The sequence below is a fragment of the Micromonospora sp. NPDC049374 genome, from assembly GCF_040677165.1.
Classification (GTDB): domain Bacteria; phylum Actinomycetota; class Actinomycetes; order Mycobacteriales; family Micromonosporaceae; genus Micromonospora.
Genome location: NZ_JBFAQH010000004.1, coordinates 392,611 through 405,117, shown reverse-complemented (window position 1 = coordinate 405,117; position 12,507 = coordinate 392,611). Strand labels below are relative to the sequence as shown.

10 protein-coding genes and 1 pseudogene are annotated in these 12,507 nt (G+C 69.5%); 5 read left to right on the top strand and 6 right to left on the bottom strand.

Translation table 11 applies throughout. The features are described from left to right. Nucleotide 1: 1 nt before the first annotated feature. Entirely contained in the window at nucleotides 2-1,258 is a 1,257-nt protein-coding gene (locus AB0J93_RS10160) for a PLP-dependent aminotransferase family protein (RefSeq protein WP_363920182.1), read from the top strand. A gap of 11 nt (nucleotides 1,259-1,269) precedes the next feature. Here AB0J93_RS10160 and AB0J93_RS10155 read toward each other — a convergent pair. Beyond that, nucleotides 1,270-2,355 (bottom strand): annotated as a pseudogene (locus tag AB0J93_RS10155) (alpha-hydroxy acid oxidase); the annotation flags it as partial. A 74-nt stretch (nucleotides 2,356-2,429) separates the two neighbouring features. Here AB0J93_RS10155 and AB0J93_RS10150 point away from each other — a divergent pair. Then, nucleotides 2,430-2,678 carry a hypothetical protein gene (locus AB0J93_RS10150; RefSeq protein WP_363920180.1) on the top strand — a complete coding sequence of 83 codons (249 nt, stop codon included), beginning with the start codon at nucleotides 2,430-2,432 and terminating at the stop codon, nucleotides 2,676-2,678. Here AB0J93_RS10150 and AB0J93_RS10145 read toward each other — a convergent pair. From AB0J93_RS10145 to AB0J93_RS10125, 5 genes are all read right to left on the bottom strand, one after another. After that, complete coding sequence (locus tag AB0J93_RS10145; RefSeq protein WP_363920178.1) at nucleotides 2,641-4,059, bottom strand: amino acid adenylation domain-containing protein; 1,419 nt, start codon at nucleotides 4,057-4,059, stop codon at nucleotides 2,641-2,643. The two genes, AB0J93_RS10150 and AB0J93_RS10145, sit on opposite strands and share 38 nt — an antisense overlap. A gap of 8 nt (nucleotides 4,060-4,067) precedes the next feature. Continuing rightward, nucleotides 4,068-5,423 (bottom strand): NAD(P)/FAD-dependent oxidoreductase, encoded by a 1,356-nt coding sequence (locus AB0J93_RS10140; RefSeq protein WP_363920175.1) that lies wholly within the window; start codon nucleotides 5,421-5,423, stop codon nucleotides 4,068-4,070. After that, a complete protein-coding gene (locus AB0J93_RS10135) occupies nucleotides 5,420-5,710 on the bottom strand; it encodes an acyl carrier protein (protein WP_363920173.1) in 291 nt (96 codons plus the stop codon). The genes AB0J93_RS10140 and AB0J93_RS10135 overlap by 4 nt, the downstream gene beginning before the upstream one ends. 83 nt (nucleotides 5,711-5,793) lie before the next feature. Then, nucleotides 5,794-5,955, bottom strand: coding sequence for a hypothetical protein (locus tag AB0J93_RS10130; protein ID WP_363920170.1), 162 nt, complete (start codon nucleotides 5,953-5,955; stop codon nucleotides 5,794-5,796). A gap of 273 nt (nucleotides 5,956-6,228) precedes the next feature. Then, a complete protein-coding gene (locus AB0J93_RS10125; protein WP_363920168.1) occupies nucleotides 6,229-7,716 on the bottom strand; it encodes a hypothetical protein in 1,488 nt (495 codons plus the stop codon). Nucleotides 7,717-7,868: 152 nt separating this feature from the next. Between AB0J93_RS10125 and AB0J93_RS10120 the strand changes: the two genes are divergently transcribed. The 3 genes from AB0J93_RS10120 (at nucleotide 7,869) to AB0J93_RS10110 (ending at nucleotide 12,435) form a co-directional block, all read left to right on the top strand. Then, nucleotides 7,869-8,951, top strand: coding sequence for a HAMP domain-containing sensor histidine kinase (locus tag AB0J93_RS10120; protein WP_363920166.1), 1,083 nt, complete (start codon nucleotides 7,869-7,871; stop codon nucleotides 8,949-8,951). Then, nucleotides 8,948-9,604 carry a response regulator transcription factor gene (locus tag AB0J93_RS10115; RefSeq protein WP_363920164.1) on the top strand — a complete coding sequence of 219 codons (657 nt, stop codon included), beginning with the start codon at nucleotides 8,948-8,950 and terminating at the stop codon, nucleotides 9,602-9,604. Before AB0J93_RS10120 ends, AB0J93_RS10115 begins: the two co-directional genes overlap by 4 nt. 380 nt (nucleotides 9,605-9,984) lie before the next feature. After that, on the top strand, nucleotides 9,985-12,435 hold the full coding sequence (locus AB0J93_RS10110; protein ID WP_363920162.1) for an alpha/beta hydrolase-fold protein: 2,451 nt from the start codon (nucleotides 9,985-9,987) through the stop codon (nucleotides 12,433-12,435). Nucleotides 12,436-12,507 lie beyond the last annotated feature (72 nt).

The window sequence follows — 12,507 nt, the reverse complement described above, 5'->3', positions numbered from 1 at the left end:
TTTGTCCGATCCGGTGCTGGACGCGATGAACTTCCTCAACGAGATCACCCTGCGCTATCCGGCGGCGATCTCATTCGCGCCCGGCCGCCCGTACGACGGGTTCTTCGAGACCGAGGAGGTCATCGCTCACCTCCGCCGCTATCTCGACCACCTGAGCGACCAGGGCGCCTCACCGGCGCAGGTGCGCACGGCGGTCTACCAGTACGGACCTACCGCCGGCCAGATCCGCGAGATCATCGCCGACTCGCTGCGGCGGGACGAGGGCATCGACGTGCCGGCCGAGTCCATCGTGGTCACCGTCGGTGCACAGGAGGCGATGATGCTGGTCGTCCGCGCGCTGATCCGGGATCCGCGCGACGTGCTGCTGGTCTCCACCCCCTGCTATGTGGGGATCACCGGGGTGGCCCGGCTGCTGGACGTGACGCTCAGCCCGGTGCCGGAGACCGCCGAAGGGTTCTCCCTGGCCGCCATCGAGGCAACGATCCGGGCCGAGCGTGCCGCCGGGCACCGGCCGCGAGCGTTCTACCTCGTGCCCGACCACGCCAACCCATCCGGTTCCACGCTGTCCGCGCCGGACCGCACCGCGTTGCTGAACCTGGCCGCGCGCGAGGACCTGCTGATCCTGGAGGACACGCCTTACCGGCTGGTCAGTCCGGGGAAGCCGATCCCCACGCTCAAGGCCCTGGACCGCCATCGCCGCGTGGTGCACCTCGGCTCGTACTCGAAGACGCTCTTCCCGGGCGCTCGGGTGGGCTTCGCGGTGGCCGATCAGGAGGTGGTCGGCGATGACGGCCGGAGCGGGCCGCTGGCCGGCGAGCTCTCGAAAATCAAGAGCATGGTCACGGTCAACACCTCGTCGCTGAGCCAGGCGGTGGTGGCGGGTGCGCTGCTGGCCGCCGGCGGCCGGATATCGGAGCTGAACGCCAAGGCGGCCGGCCACTACGGCGACGCCATGCGGCGGGTGCTCGACCGGCTGGCCGAGCGGCTGCCGGAGGAGCGCCGGGCGGCGCTGGGTGTGCGGTGGAACGAGCCCAGTGGCGGCTTCTTCCTCAGCCTGGCCGTGGGATTCGAGGCCGACGACGCGGCGCTCACTCGGTCGGCCGAGGAGTTCGGGGTCATCTGGACGCCGATGCGCTACTTCCACCCGGACGACGGCGGTCGCCGGGCACTCCGGCTCTCCGTGAGCTACCTGTCGCCCGAGGAGATCGACGGGGGCATCGACCGGCTGGTGGCGTTCATCGAAGCCGAGAGCCACTGACCCCGTCGTACGGTGCGCAGCGCTCCCGCCTCGGCGACGGTGCCGCACCCGGCGAGGCCCATGGCGTCGCGCAGCTCGGTGGCGAACAGGTCGAGCACCCGGCGCACCCCGGGCTCGCCGCCGGCTGCCAGGCCCCACATCAGCGGCCGCCCGGCCAGCACTCCGGCGGCGCCGAGCGCGAGCGCCCGGAGCACATCGGTGCCGCCGCGGATGCCGCTGTCGAGCAGCACCTCACCGGCCCCGCCGACCGCCTCGACAACCTCCGCCAGCACGTCCACGCTCGGCACGGCGCCGTCCAACTGACGGCCGCCGTGGTTGCTCACCACTACCGCGTCCACGCCGGACTCCACCGCGCGCCGGGCGTCCTCGGCGGCCAGCACTCCCTTGAGCACCACCGGCAGCCGGGTGTGCCGCCTCAGCGTCTCGATCGACTGCCAGGTGAGCGCGGGGGAGAAGAGCTGGCTGGTGTGCGCCGCCACGGCCGAGGCGCCGGCCTGCCGCTGATGCGCGGCGCCGGTGGCGCCAAGGTTCGCCGCCCGTACGTGCGGCGGCAGGGCGAACCCGTTGCGGATGTCGCGCAGGCGGCGGCCCATCCAGGGCACGTCGACCGTGACCACGACGGCCTGGCAGCCCGCGTCCTCGGCCCGGCGCACCAGGTCGAGCACCGCAGGGGTGTCCCGCAGCCAGTAGACCTGGAACCAGACCGTCCCGCCGGCCGCGGCGATCCGCTCGATCGGGATGCTGCTCAGGGTGCTGGCGACCAACGGCACCCCGGCGGCTGCGGCGGCGCGTGCGGTCGCGTCCTCCCCGTCCGGGTGCAGCAGTTGCTGATAGGCCACCGGCGCGACCGCCAAGGGTTGTGCCACCGGCCGGCCGAGCAGCGTCGAGGCGGTGTCGCAGGCGGACACGTCGCACAGCACGCGGGGCACCACGAAGACCCGCTCCAGGGCGATCCGGTTGGCCTCCAAGGTGGTCTCCCGGCCACTGCCACCGGCGACGAAGTCCCAGACGTCGGCCGGCAGCACGGTGGCGGCGGCGAACTCGGCGTCGGCGACGCTGCCGAACGCCGGCACTGTCTTGCCATTCTTGCCATTCATCCGGCCGTCCTCCTCGCCCGGACTCTCGGACCGGGCTCGCGGTGTTGGCGACTTTGCGCGAGGTGTGGTGCGGTGTGAACGAGGCCGAGTCGCTCACCGGGATCCAGGCGGTGCTGCAGCGCGGTCCGGGCGCGCTCGGCCGGCTGCTGGCGGCCGCCGCGCCGTACGGCGTCACCCCCGATCGGGCCGGCGCGATGCTCAGCCCGGACGGCGAACTCGTCGTCGACCTGGCGGTCCCGGATGCCGGCGCCGTGGGGGCGGCGCCGGACGCGGACGGCTGGGACGTCAGCCGCGCACAACCGCCTCGGCCCACAGGGCGGTGACCGCGGCCCGGTCCACCTTGCCGTTGGCGGTCCGGGGCAGCTCGGCGACGAGCCGGACGGCATCCACCACCATGTACGTCGGCAGGTGCGCGGCGCAGTGCGCCTTGAGCCCGAGCGTGGTGGGCCGCGCGTCGCCGGCCGGCACGACGGCGGCGTGGATGCGGCTGTCCAGCCCGGCGCCGACCACCACGACGGCGGCTGCGGCCACGGCGGGATGGGTGGCCAGCACGGCCTCGATCTCGCTCGGCTCGACCCGGTGCCCGCGCACCTTGACCATGTGGTCGCGGCGGCCCACGTACTCCAGGTTGCCGTCCGGCCCGATCCGGCCGAAGTCGCCGGTCCGGTAGGGTCCGTCCTGCGCGGGCTGGCCCCAGTAGCCGAGCATGACGGTCGGACCGTCCACCACGATCTCGCCGACGTCGGCACCGGGCGGGTCCAGCCACACCTGGTCGCCGCTGCACGCCTGGCCGATCGGCAGCGGCCGGGTCCGGGTCAGGTCGTGGGCGGTCACCTCGTATGAGGTGCACACGTTCGTCTCGGTGGGTCCGTACCAGTTGAACAGCCGGACGGCGGGCCAGGCCGCGCGTAGCCGCAGCACGTCGGCGATCGGGAACGGTTCGCCGGCGAATACGCAGACCCGCAGCGCCGGCGGCGGATCGCCGTCGAGCAGGCCGCCGTCCGCGGTCATCAACTGGAGGGCTGAGGGCACCGAATACCACACGGTGATTTCGCGCTCGAATAGAAAACGGGTCAGCGCCTCCGGGGCGAACGCGAGCGTCGCCGGCACCAGGTCGACGCAGGCGCCGGCCAGAAACGCGCCGTACAGGTCGAACACCGACAGGTCGAAGTTGAACGGCGCGTGGTTGGCGAGCCGGTCACTGGCATCCAGGCCGGTCTCTTCGGCGGCCCAGCACACGAAGGACAGCGCGTTGCGGTGGCTGATGCTGACGCCCTTCGGCGCCCCCGTGGAGCCGGAGGTGTAGAGGATGAACGCGCAGTCGGCCGGCGTCGCCGCCGCGTCGTTCAGTGTCTGGCCGGGCCGCGTGCGCAGCCCGGCCAGGTCGTCGTCGGCGAGCACCAACCGCGCGGCGCACCCGTCGGCGATGCACTGCACCCGCGGGCGGGGGTTCGACGGGGCGACCGGCACATAGGCCGCCCCGAGCCGGAGCACTGCCTGCATGACGGCGACCGTGTCGATGCTCTTCGAGGTCCAGAGCACAACCCGGTCCCCGGGGCGCACGCCGAGGTCGGCCAGGGCGTGCGCACAGCGGTCGGCCAGAGCGTCCAGTTCCGCGTACGTTGCGGTGGCCGCGCCGTCGCGGACCGCGGGAGCGTGCGGGCTGCGCCGCGCCGCGGTCCGGACCAGATCGGGCAGCAGCATGGCGCGCCTCAGAACAACGCCGCGGCGGCGGCGCTCGCCTTGAGGTTGCCCAGGCGGCCGTGCCAGAGGTGCTCCGGGTCGGCCTCGACGGCCGCCACGAACTCCCGCATCACGGCCAGCGCCGGCGGCTCCACGTCGTCGTACACGTCGCCCTGCAGCATCCGGATGACGTCCATCCGGTAGCGCGGGTCGTCGATGAACGCGGTGAACAGGATGTTCAGCCGGTAGTAGATGGAGATGAAGTCGTACCAGCTGTTCACGCCGCGGCGCAGCGTGTCGACGTACGTGTCGAACCGCTCCCGCCGGAAGTCGCCGGCCTCGGCGGCGGCGATGATGTCCGCCGCGGCGAGCCGGGCGCTGTTCATCGCGACGCTCACGCCACTGGAGAAGATTGGGTCGACGAACCGGGCGGCGTCGCCGATCAGCACCATGCCGTCGCCCGCGACGGCGCGCATGGCGTAGCTGTAGTCGCCCTCGGTCTTGAACGGCCGCAGCCGTTCGCACTGCTGGAGCTGCTTGTGCAGGTCGGGCCGGCTGCTGACCGTGTCCCAGAAGAAGGTCTCCAGGTCGTCCTTGGCCGCCTTGAAGCGCTTCTTCTGAGTGACCACTCCGATCGACGTGATGGTGTCGGTGATCGGGATCTGCCAGACCCACGTGTCCTCGAGCGGCAGGAAGTGCACGTGGATGAAGTCGGACTGGCTCTCGTCGCGGGCCAGCGCCTCCCGGTCCAGCCCTTCGAACCAGGTGTGGACCGCATACTGGTTGAACACCGGGTCCGGCACCTTGATCTTCAACTGATTGCCGAGGTGGGTCTGCCGCCCACTGGCGTCGACCACCATCCGGACCGGCACCTGGCGCTTCTCGCCGTCGGCGGTCACGTGTAGCACCGGCCGGTCGGGGTCGGTGAAGTCGACGCGGTTCACCCGCGTCTCGGTGTGCACCGTGGCGCCGAGCTCCCGGGCGTGCTCGAGCAGGATGAGGTCGAACCGGCCGCGGTCGACGTGGTACGAGTACGGCTGCTCCACCCCCTTCTGCTTGCGCTCCTCGTAGCTGATCTCGGCCACGCCCCACCCGTGCGAGCTGACCTGGAAGTCCATCGGCGAGGCCGGCCGCGAGTCGGCGGATGTCCAGGCGGCGCCGTACTTGCGCGGGAAGCCGCCCTGGTCGATCTTTTCGAGCGCGCCGATCTCCCGCAGCACCGGCGTGGTGGCCGGCACCAGCGACTCGCCGACGTGCTCGCGCGGGAACGCGGACGCCTCGAACACCGCGACCTTGAGCCCGGCCTTCGCGAGATAGGACGCCATCGTCGATCCGGCCGGACCGCCGCCGATGATGCCGACGTCGTACGCGGTGTTCTCGTTCATGCGGACTCCTCGCTCGCAGCGGCCGAAACCGGGACACCGGCCACCAGACCGGCGATGGTCTCCAGGTCACGGAAGTTGCGCGCGGTCATGGCGGCCGGCGATAGCCGCACGCCGAACGTCTCGCGGATGTACGCCACCAGCCGGGCCGTCTCGATCGAGTTCAGCACGCCGAGTTCGAGCAGCGGCGTGTTCTTGGTGAGGTCGGTGGCGTTTTCCACACCGAGCAGCCGAACGGATACGTATTCGGTCAGGACTTCGAGAATCTGGGTGTGCTGGTCTGTCGGCATCGAATCCCCTTAGGAGGCTATCTCGAGCCGAGGCTAGGGCGTGGGCGGCGGTGGCCGCCGCTCGTCCAACCAGCACAATCTATTCAGTTGCACACGGACAATGCCTCCACATCGTCGGCGTGCCGGACGTGACCCCGGCTGATCCTCGCGGCGAGGTGGGTGAGCGCCGGCAGGGCGATGCCGATCGCGCCGACGACCCAGGCGGGTCCCCACTCGCGGGCGCGGTGGGCGAGCTGTCGCCACAACTCGTCTTCAGTAGTTGAGCGTGGATCTGCGTCACCGGATGTCCCAGGATCTTGCCAACTGCCGCGAGTTCTTCATCGCTGAGGTCCCATACGTGCCGGGTCCAGTTCATCGCGCTCACCTCGAACTGCGCGAATCCAACCGCCCCTTCGAAGCGCAGTTCGGGCATGATCGCCCGGTCCGGCGAAAAGGCCGGCGATGTACTCAGCCGCGCGAGAGGCCGCCTCAACCGTCGGCTGCCATTGCGGATCTGTGGGTATCACACGTGCCGTCTGCTATCGCCAGTCGGTGTCCGCGGCCCGGTTGCGGCCGAGGGCCATCCGCATCACGATCACGGTGTACGCGCAGAGTACGGCGAGCCCGGCCCACCAAGGAAGTGGGAAGTACCCGGCCGACGGCACGTAATGCGCGGTTACTTGTGGGTACTCCTGCATCGTCTGCTTGACGGCGAAGCCGGCGGTCGGCGTGAGCCGCAGCAGCCACTCGGAGACCGTGTGGGGCAGGAGTGGGACAGCCGTGACGGCGTAGGGCAGGGCGACCAGCGACAGCCCGACGACGATCGTCGCCCCGCTGCGCCGCAGCCACACGCCAAGCCCGTAGGCGAGGACGGCGCATAGGGCGAGCACCGCCGGGACGCCGACGATCACCCGAGTGCCGGTCAGCACCGGCACCGGTTGCACCGGGATGCCGTTGCCCTTCAGGATCGCGATGGAAAGCGGGAAGACGACACCCACGGCGACCAGACCGGTGACGAAGGTGGTCGCCCCCACGACGACCGCCCGGGCGGCGATCACCCGCCCGGAGGCCGCCTTGCGAACCCCGCCGGCGCCGTAGCGGGCCGCGACGATGAGCACGATGATCAGCGCGACCGTCAGGCCGGACAGGGTCTTCTCGACGCTACGCGCACCCTCCTCGCCGAGCGGCCCGATGTCGCCGGTTCCGCTGACTGTGATGACGCCGTCTTTCTCGACGGCCCCCGACGCGTTGTGGTGCTTCTCCCAGTCGGTGTGGTTCATTTCGCCGACCGGGTCGCTGGCCCACCCGCCGGTGGCGCCCCCTTCGACGGCGACGTTGTCGAAGACGCCGACGGCCTGAGTGAACCGGACCTCCTCGATCGCACCGCCGAGGCCGACCTTCCGGAGCGTGCGGTCGCCGGGGGAGGTGGCGAAGAGACCGACCTGCACGGTGTCCGGCAGCCGGTCGAGCTTCGCCGTTGCGACGGTGCGCCACTGCTTGCCGTCGGCCGACTCAAAGCCGGTGATGGTGTCGTCGGAGCGGGTCAGGCGCAGCCAACGCGGGGACTCCGCCGATACCTTGCCCGCGTCTCCAGAGACGTCGTGGCGGTAGTCGTGCTGGAAGCGCACACCGTGCCCGCCGGTCATCATCAGCGCCGCGTACTGGGAGCCCGGCCGCACGCCGTCCTTGATGATGATCCCAGCCTTCGCCCACGGCACCATCCCGGACACGATCTGGTCGTGGTTCGGCGGAGGGTAGGTGATCGTCCCGGTCATCGCGGTCATCCGGACCGTGATGCTGCCCTCGCGGCCCAGGTCGCGATGCAGGAACCAGAACCGGTCGCTGACGGTAGCGCCGTCGCTGGCGACGGGAGCGGCCGGGCACGGCCCCGGGCAGGACGACTGGTTGCCGAATGCGTACAACAGACCCAGCGCGATGACGGTGAGGGCTGCGGCGGCCAGCGCGGTCATGCGGCCCGGGCGGCGGAACGCGGTCCATTCCCGCCGGAGGAGTTCGGTGGTCGACATACCGTCGGTTCTACGGATCGACCCGTAACGCCACCCGAACTGCCACTGTCATGCTGTTGTTAGGTTGCCCAGGGCATGCTGTAGGAATGGTCAGGCTGTCCAGGGGTACCGTGCGGGCAAGGTTCACGATCCTCTATGCTGTTGTGTTTCTCGTGTCCGGTACCGGGCTTCTGGGACTGACCTTCCTGCTCTCCGGCGGCAGCATCAGCCGCGTCGCACCCGCCGGAAATCCCCCGGTCCAGCGGAGTGCGGATCCGGCCCAGCAGCGTATCCAGCAGCTGGAGGAACAGCTGGCCACGGTGCACACGCAGCAGTCCCGCCAGCTGTTGGCCGGCTCGATGGTGGCGCTGATCGTGATGGCGGTGGTGTCGCTCCTGCTCGGTCGGGTGCTGGCCAAACGCGTACTGCGACCGTTACGGCTGATCACCAGCGCCACCCGGCGCATCTCCGCCGACAGCCTGGATCGGCGGCTTGCCGTCACCGGCCCGGTCGACGAGGTGAAAGACCTCGGCGACACCATCGACGAACTGCTCGAACGACTCGAAGCTTCGTTCGCCGCACAACGCCGCTTCGTCGCCAACGCATCCCATGAGCTGCGTACGCCACTGGCCACCATCCGGGCGTCGCTGGACGTCGCGGGCGCCAAGCCCGACCCGGCCCCGTCGACGGTGGCGCTCGCGGACCGGGTACGCACCCAGCTGGACCGCGTCGATCACCTACTCGACGGGTTCCTCGTACTGGCCCGGGCACAGCACGGCACGCCGGCCGACGCCACCATGGTCGATCTCGGCGACCTCATCGGCGTGGCCCTGCATGAAAGGACCACCGACGCGACGACGAAGCGGCTGAAGGTGACGGTCGACGTACCACCGGCAACGGCGACCCAGGGCAGCCCGGCGCTGCTGGCGCGGATGGTGGCCAACGTCATCGACAACGCCGTGACACATAACGAGCACGGCGGATGGATTGAGATCACCGGATCCGCAAGCGAGGAGGAGACGGTGCTCGTCGTCGAGACCGGCGGGCGAGTCCTCGACCAGCAGGAGGTTGACCGGCTGTCGCAGCCCTTCGAGCGGCTCGGCGGCGAGCGGATCGGATCCTCGGGACTGGGCCTATCTATCGTGGCCGCCGTCGCCGCCGCGCATGGGGGCCGGCTCGCCCTGCTCGCCCGGCCAGAAGGCGGCCTGTGTGTCTCGATCACGCTCCCGGTCTCGAAGGTGCCGGCGGCGGCATGAGAGTGCTCGTCATAGAAGATGATCATGCCTTGGCGGAGGTCATCGCGGAAGGACTGGGTGACCAGGGGATAGCCGTCGACCTCGCTCACGACGGACTCACCGCGGCCGCCAAACTGGACATCGCCGGCTACGACGTGGTGATCCTGGACCGGGACCTGCCAGGCCTCCACGGCGACGCGCTGTGCCAGATGATCACCGAGCGGGCGGACCGGCCGATGGTGCTGATGCTGACCGCGGCGAGCGCTCCCGGCGACCGGGTCAGCGGACTGACCCTGGGCGCGGACGACTATCTCGCCAAACCCTTCCACTTTCCCGAGCTGATCCTGCGGATCCAGGCCCTCGCACGTCGCAAGCCAGACGCGCGGCCGCGGACACTTCACGCGGCCGGGATCGCGCTGGATCCGATACGCCGGACCGCCGTTCGCGACGGACGGCAACTCAACCTCTCGGTGAAGGAGTTCGCCGTGCTGCAGGCGCTGCTACGGGCCAGCCCAGGCTTCCTGAGCACCGAGGCCCTGCTCGAACAGGTCTGGGACGAGAACGCCGACCCGTTCACCAACACCGTCACCGTGACCGTGAGCCGGTTACGCCGCAAACTCGGCAACCCACCAATCATCGCCACGACACCGGGAGTCGGCTACCGGATCGCCTAAGGCGTGTTTCATAGACAGTGCAGCTCAGCGGGCTGTCAGGCGGGTGGGGATTGCAGGTGGGGCCGCCAACGGACGTCAACGGCGCCGAACCGGCGTCGACGCTCCTCAATGGATGAGCCGCTGACCTGGGTCCACGATGGAGGTCGTGGGGGCATGAAGAGGTCTCTTGCCATGCGCTCTACACCGGTGTAGGAAATGTAGTGCGCTGGTGTGAATGTGGACTGTCGCGGCTGTCGGGAAGGTCCGCTGGCCGATCTCGATGGTGAGGCGCATGCCTTCGATGCGGGAGGCCTTGACGCTCTGAGAGGAGCAGCAACGCGATGTCACACAGCAGTGGCCCCCGAATGACCAGCCTTGTCGCAGCCGCGGCTTTGGTGGTGGTGTCAGTCGTCGCGACCGCCCCGGCGGCTGTCGCGACCGACACGTGGCATTCGAACGACGACGTCTATCACTACTTCAAGGTGCCGCAGTCGCAGGCCAGCAGCATCGTCGGCGGAACGCCGGCGACGCTCGAACTGGAGGCGAACATCGGCCCGAGCGGCACCTGGTCGGCGCTCGCGCTCGACCCGAGCGGCTCGGACTACACCGCGAACGTCGGTCCGCTCGAGCCCGGGCTGTACTACTACCAGTACACGGCGACCATGCAGGACAGGTCGAAGGTGTCCTTCCGCCAGCCTGGCAGCCCGGTGGCGGTGACGTCGAAGCCAAACTGGAACACCTTCTTCGTGCCGGGTGATTCGGTCGCGTGGATGGACGACATCGCTGCGGGCGGGACGGTGGAGGAACTGTCCTACCCGAGCGCAGCGGCGGCGGAGGGCCGCACCGCCTTGGTGTGGACGCCGCCCGGCTACGACTCCGCCCGGGCCGAGGCGTACCCGGTCCTGTACCTGCTGAGCAGCGAGGGTCAGACCGCTCGTGAGTGGCTGGAACTTGGCCGGGCGAAGCAGATCCTCGACAACCTGGTCGCAGGCGGGGACGCCAAGCCGATGGTGGTCGTAATGGCTGACGTCAATTCCGCCGACCCCCGCGCCGAGCTGCTCAACGCCATCGTCCCCGCAGCACGGGCCGGCTACAACATCTCGTCTCGGCCGAAGAGTCAGGCGCTGGCCGGTGTCGCCACGGGTGCCGAGCAGGCGATCAGCATCCTCCGCAGCGATCCCGGCGCATTCGCCTACGTCGGCTCCTTCTCCGGCTCTGTCGACGGCCCGATCACCAAGGCGGAGGCCAAGGCGATCAACAAGGGCACCAAACTGCTCCGGGTATACGTCGGCAACACGCTCGATCCGTCCTACAACGACAACTACGACCTGCTGGTGGACCTGAAGAAGTCCGGAGTGAAGTTCGAGTTCGACGGCGTCAACCCCGACGACGGCGCCATCTGGGACGCGTGGCGGGAGAACCTGCGAGACTTCGCCGCTCGGCTCTTCGGACAGAAGGTCGTCCGCCACGGCGCCAGCAAGGGACACCGCGCGCTGACCCGGCCGTACGAGCCCCCTGCGGCCGGGTCGATCACGACCCCGCACATCGACCCGCACGGCATCGTCACGTTCGAGACCGGCACCCAGTGGGCTGGCGCCAAGGACGTCACGATCTGGGGCAACTGGGCTCCGAATGGCCAATGGTTCCGGATCCCGATGAACAAGCAGCCCGACGGCCGCTGGCGAATGACGATCGGACCGCTCGACGGCTACCACTACTACCGGTACGTGGTCGACGGCGTCGACATGAAGGACCCGGCCGACACCGTCAACACCCACGTGATGGAGTCGCAGCTTTTCGTGCCCGGCAAGTCCGATGCGATGCTGGCCGATGTCCCCGAAGGCAGGGGCGGCACGGTCTCGCTGATGACCTACGACGGAGATCAGGGCGCAGAGCGCTACGCGTACGTCTGGACGCCGCCAGGCTACGATGCTGACCGCGAAGCTGCCTACCCCGTGCTGTACCTGTACCACGGCGGGGGCCAGAACTACGGCAGCTGGCTCGAAACCGGGCGTGCCAAGCAGATTCTCGACAACAGCTACCTCAACGGGACAACGGCGCCGATGGTTGTGGTCATGCCCGACCAGAACGGCGTCGACTTCTGGACCGACCTCAGCCAGCACGTGATGCCAACCGCGGCGGAAAAGTACAACATCTCGACTGATCCGGATGAGCAGGCGCTCGCCGGTCTGTCGTGGGGAGGGATGAACACCCTCGGCACCTGGCTCGGCCACCCGGGCGAGTTCGCCTACGTCGGTGTCTTCTCGGGGTTCCTGTTCTCCTACCCCAGCGGCGTCGACGTCCAGGTAATCAACGAAGGCACCAAGCTGGCACGGCTGTACTCCGGTGACGTCGACTTCACGTACACGTTCACCCAGAACACGATGCAGTGGCTGACCTCCCAGGGCATCGAATACGAGTACGCCGGCACCTGGGTCGGACCGCATGGCTTCGACATCTGGATGGCGAATCTGATCGACTTCGTGCCGCGGATCTTCGCGCCCGAGTACCGGTTCGGCGGGGTGCGGCCACCGCTGGCCGGCGACGGCTCCGACATCGTCAAAGCCGGACACCCCGTGCCGGTCAAGTTCACCCTGACCGACGCAGACGGCGAGACGGCCACCGACGCGCGGCCGCGCCTCTACCTCGTGAAGAAGACCGACGGCGTGGCCGGCAACCGCGCTCCGGCCACACCTGTCCAGAAGAGGGCGGACAACACCGCACGCTACAGCGCCGCAAGAAACCAGTACATCTTCCACTGGGACACCACCGGGCTCGCCCCGGGTGCCTACGAGTTGCAGATCGACCCGGTCCGCGGCTCCGTTCAAACCATCGCCCTGACCATCAACTGACCTCGCGTCACGCGGCCGGCGCGCCCCGGATCGGGCGGGCCGGCCGCTGCGTCCTGGGGTTGTGAAGGGTGC

Coding starts and splice junctions, on each gene's coding strand:
- AB0J93_RS10145 (WP_363920178.1), bottom strand. CDS start 4,059: ATGCTGCTGCCCGATCTGGTCCGGACCGCGGCGCGGCGCAGCCCGCAC.
- AB0J93_RS10140 (WP_363920175.1), bottom strand. CDS start 5,423: ATGAACGAGAACACCGCGTACGACGTCGGCATCATCGGCGGCGGTCCG.
- AB0J93_RS10135 (WP_363920173.1), bottom strand. CDS start 5,710: ATGCCGACAGACCAGCACACCCAGATTCTCGAAGTCCTGACCGAATAC.
- AB0J93_RS10125 (WP_363920168.1), bottom strand. CDS start 7,716: ATGTCGACCACCGAACTCCTCCGGCGGGAATGGACCGCGTTCCGCCGC.
- AB0J93_RS10115 (WP_363920164.1), top strand. CDS start 8,948: ATGAGAGTGCTCGTCATAGAAGATGATCATGCCTTGGCGGAGGTCATC.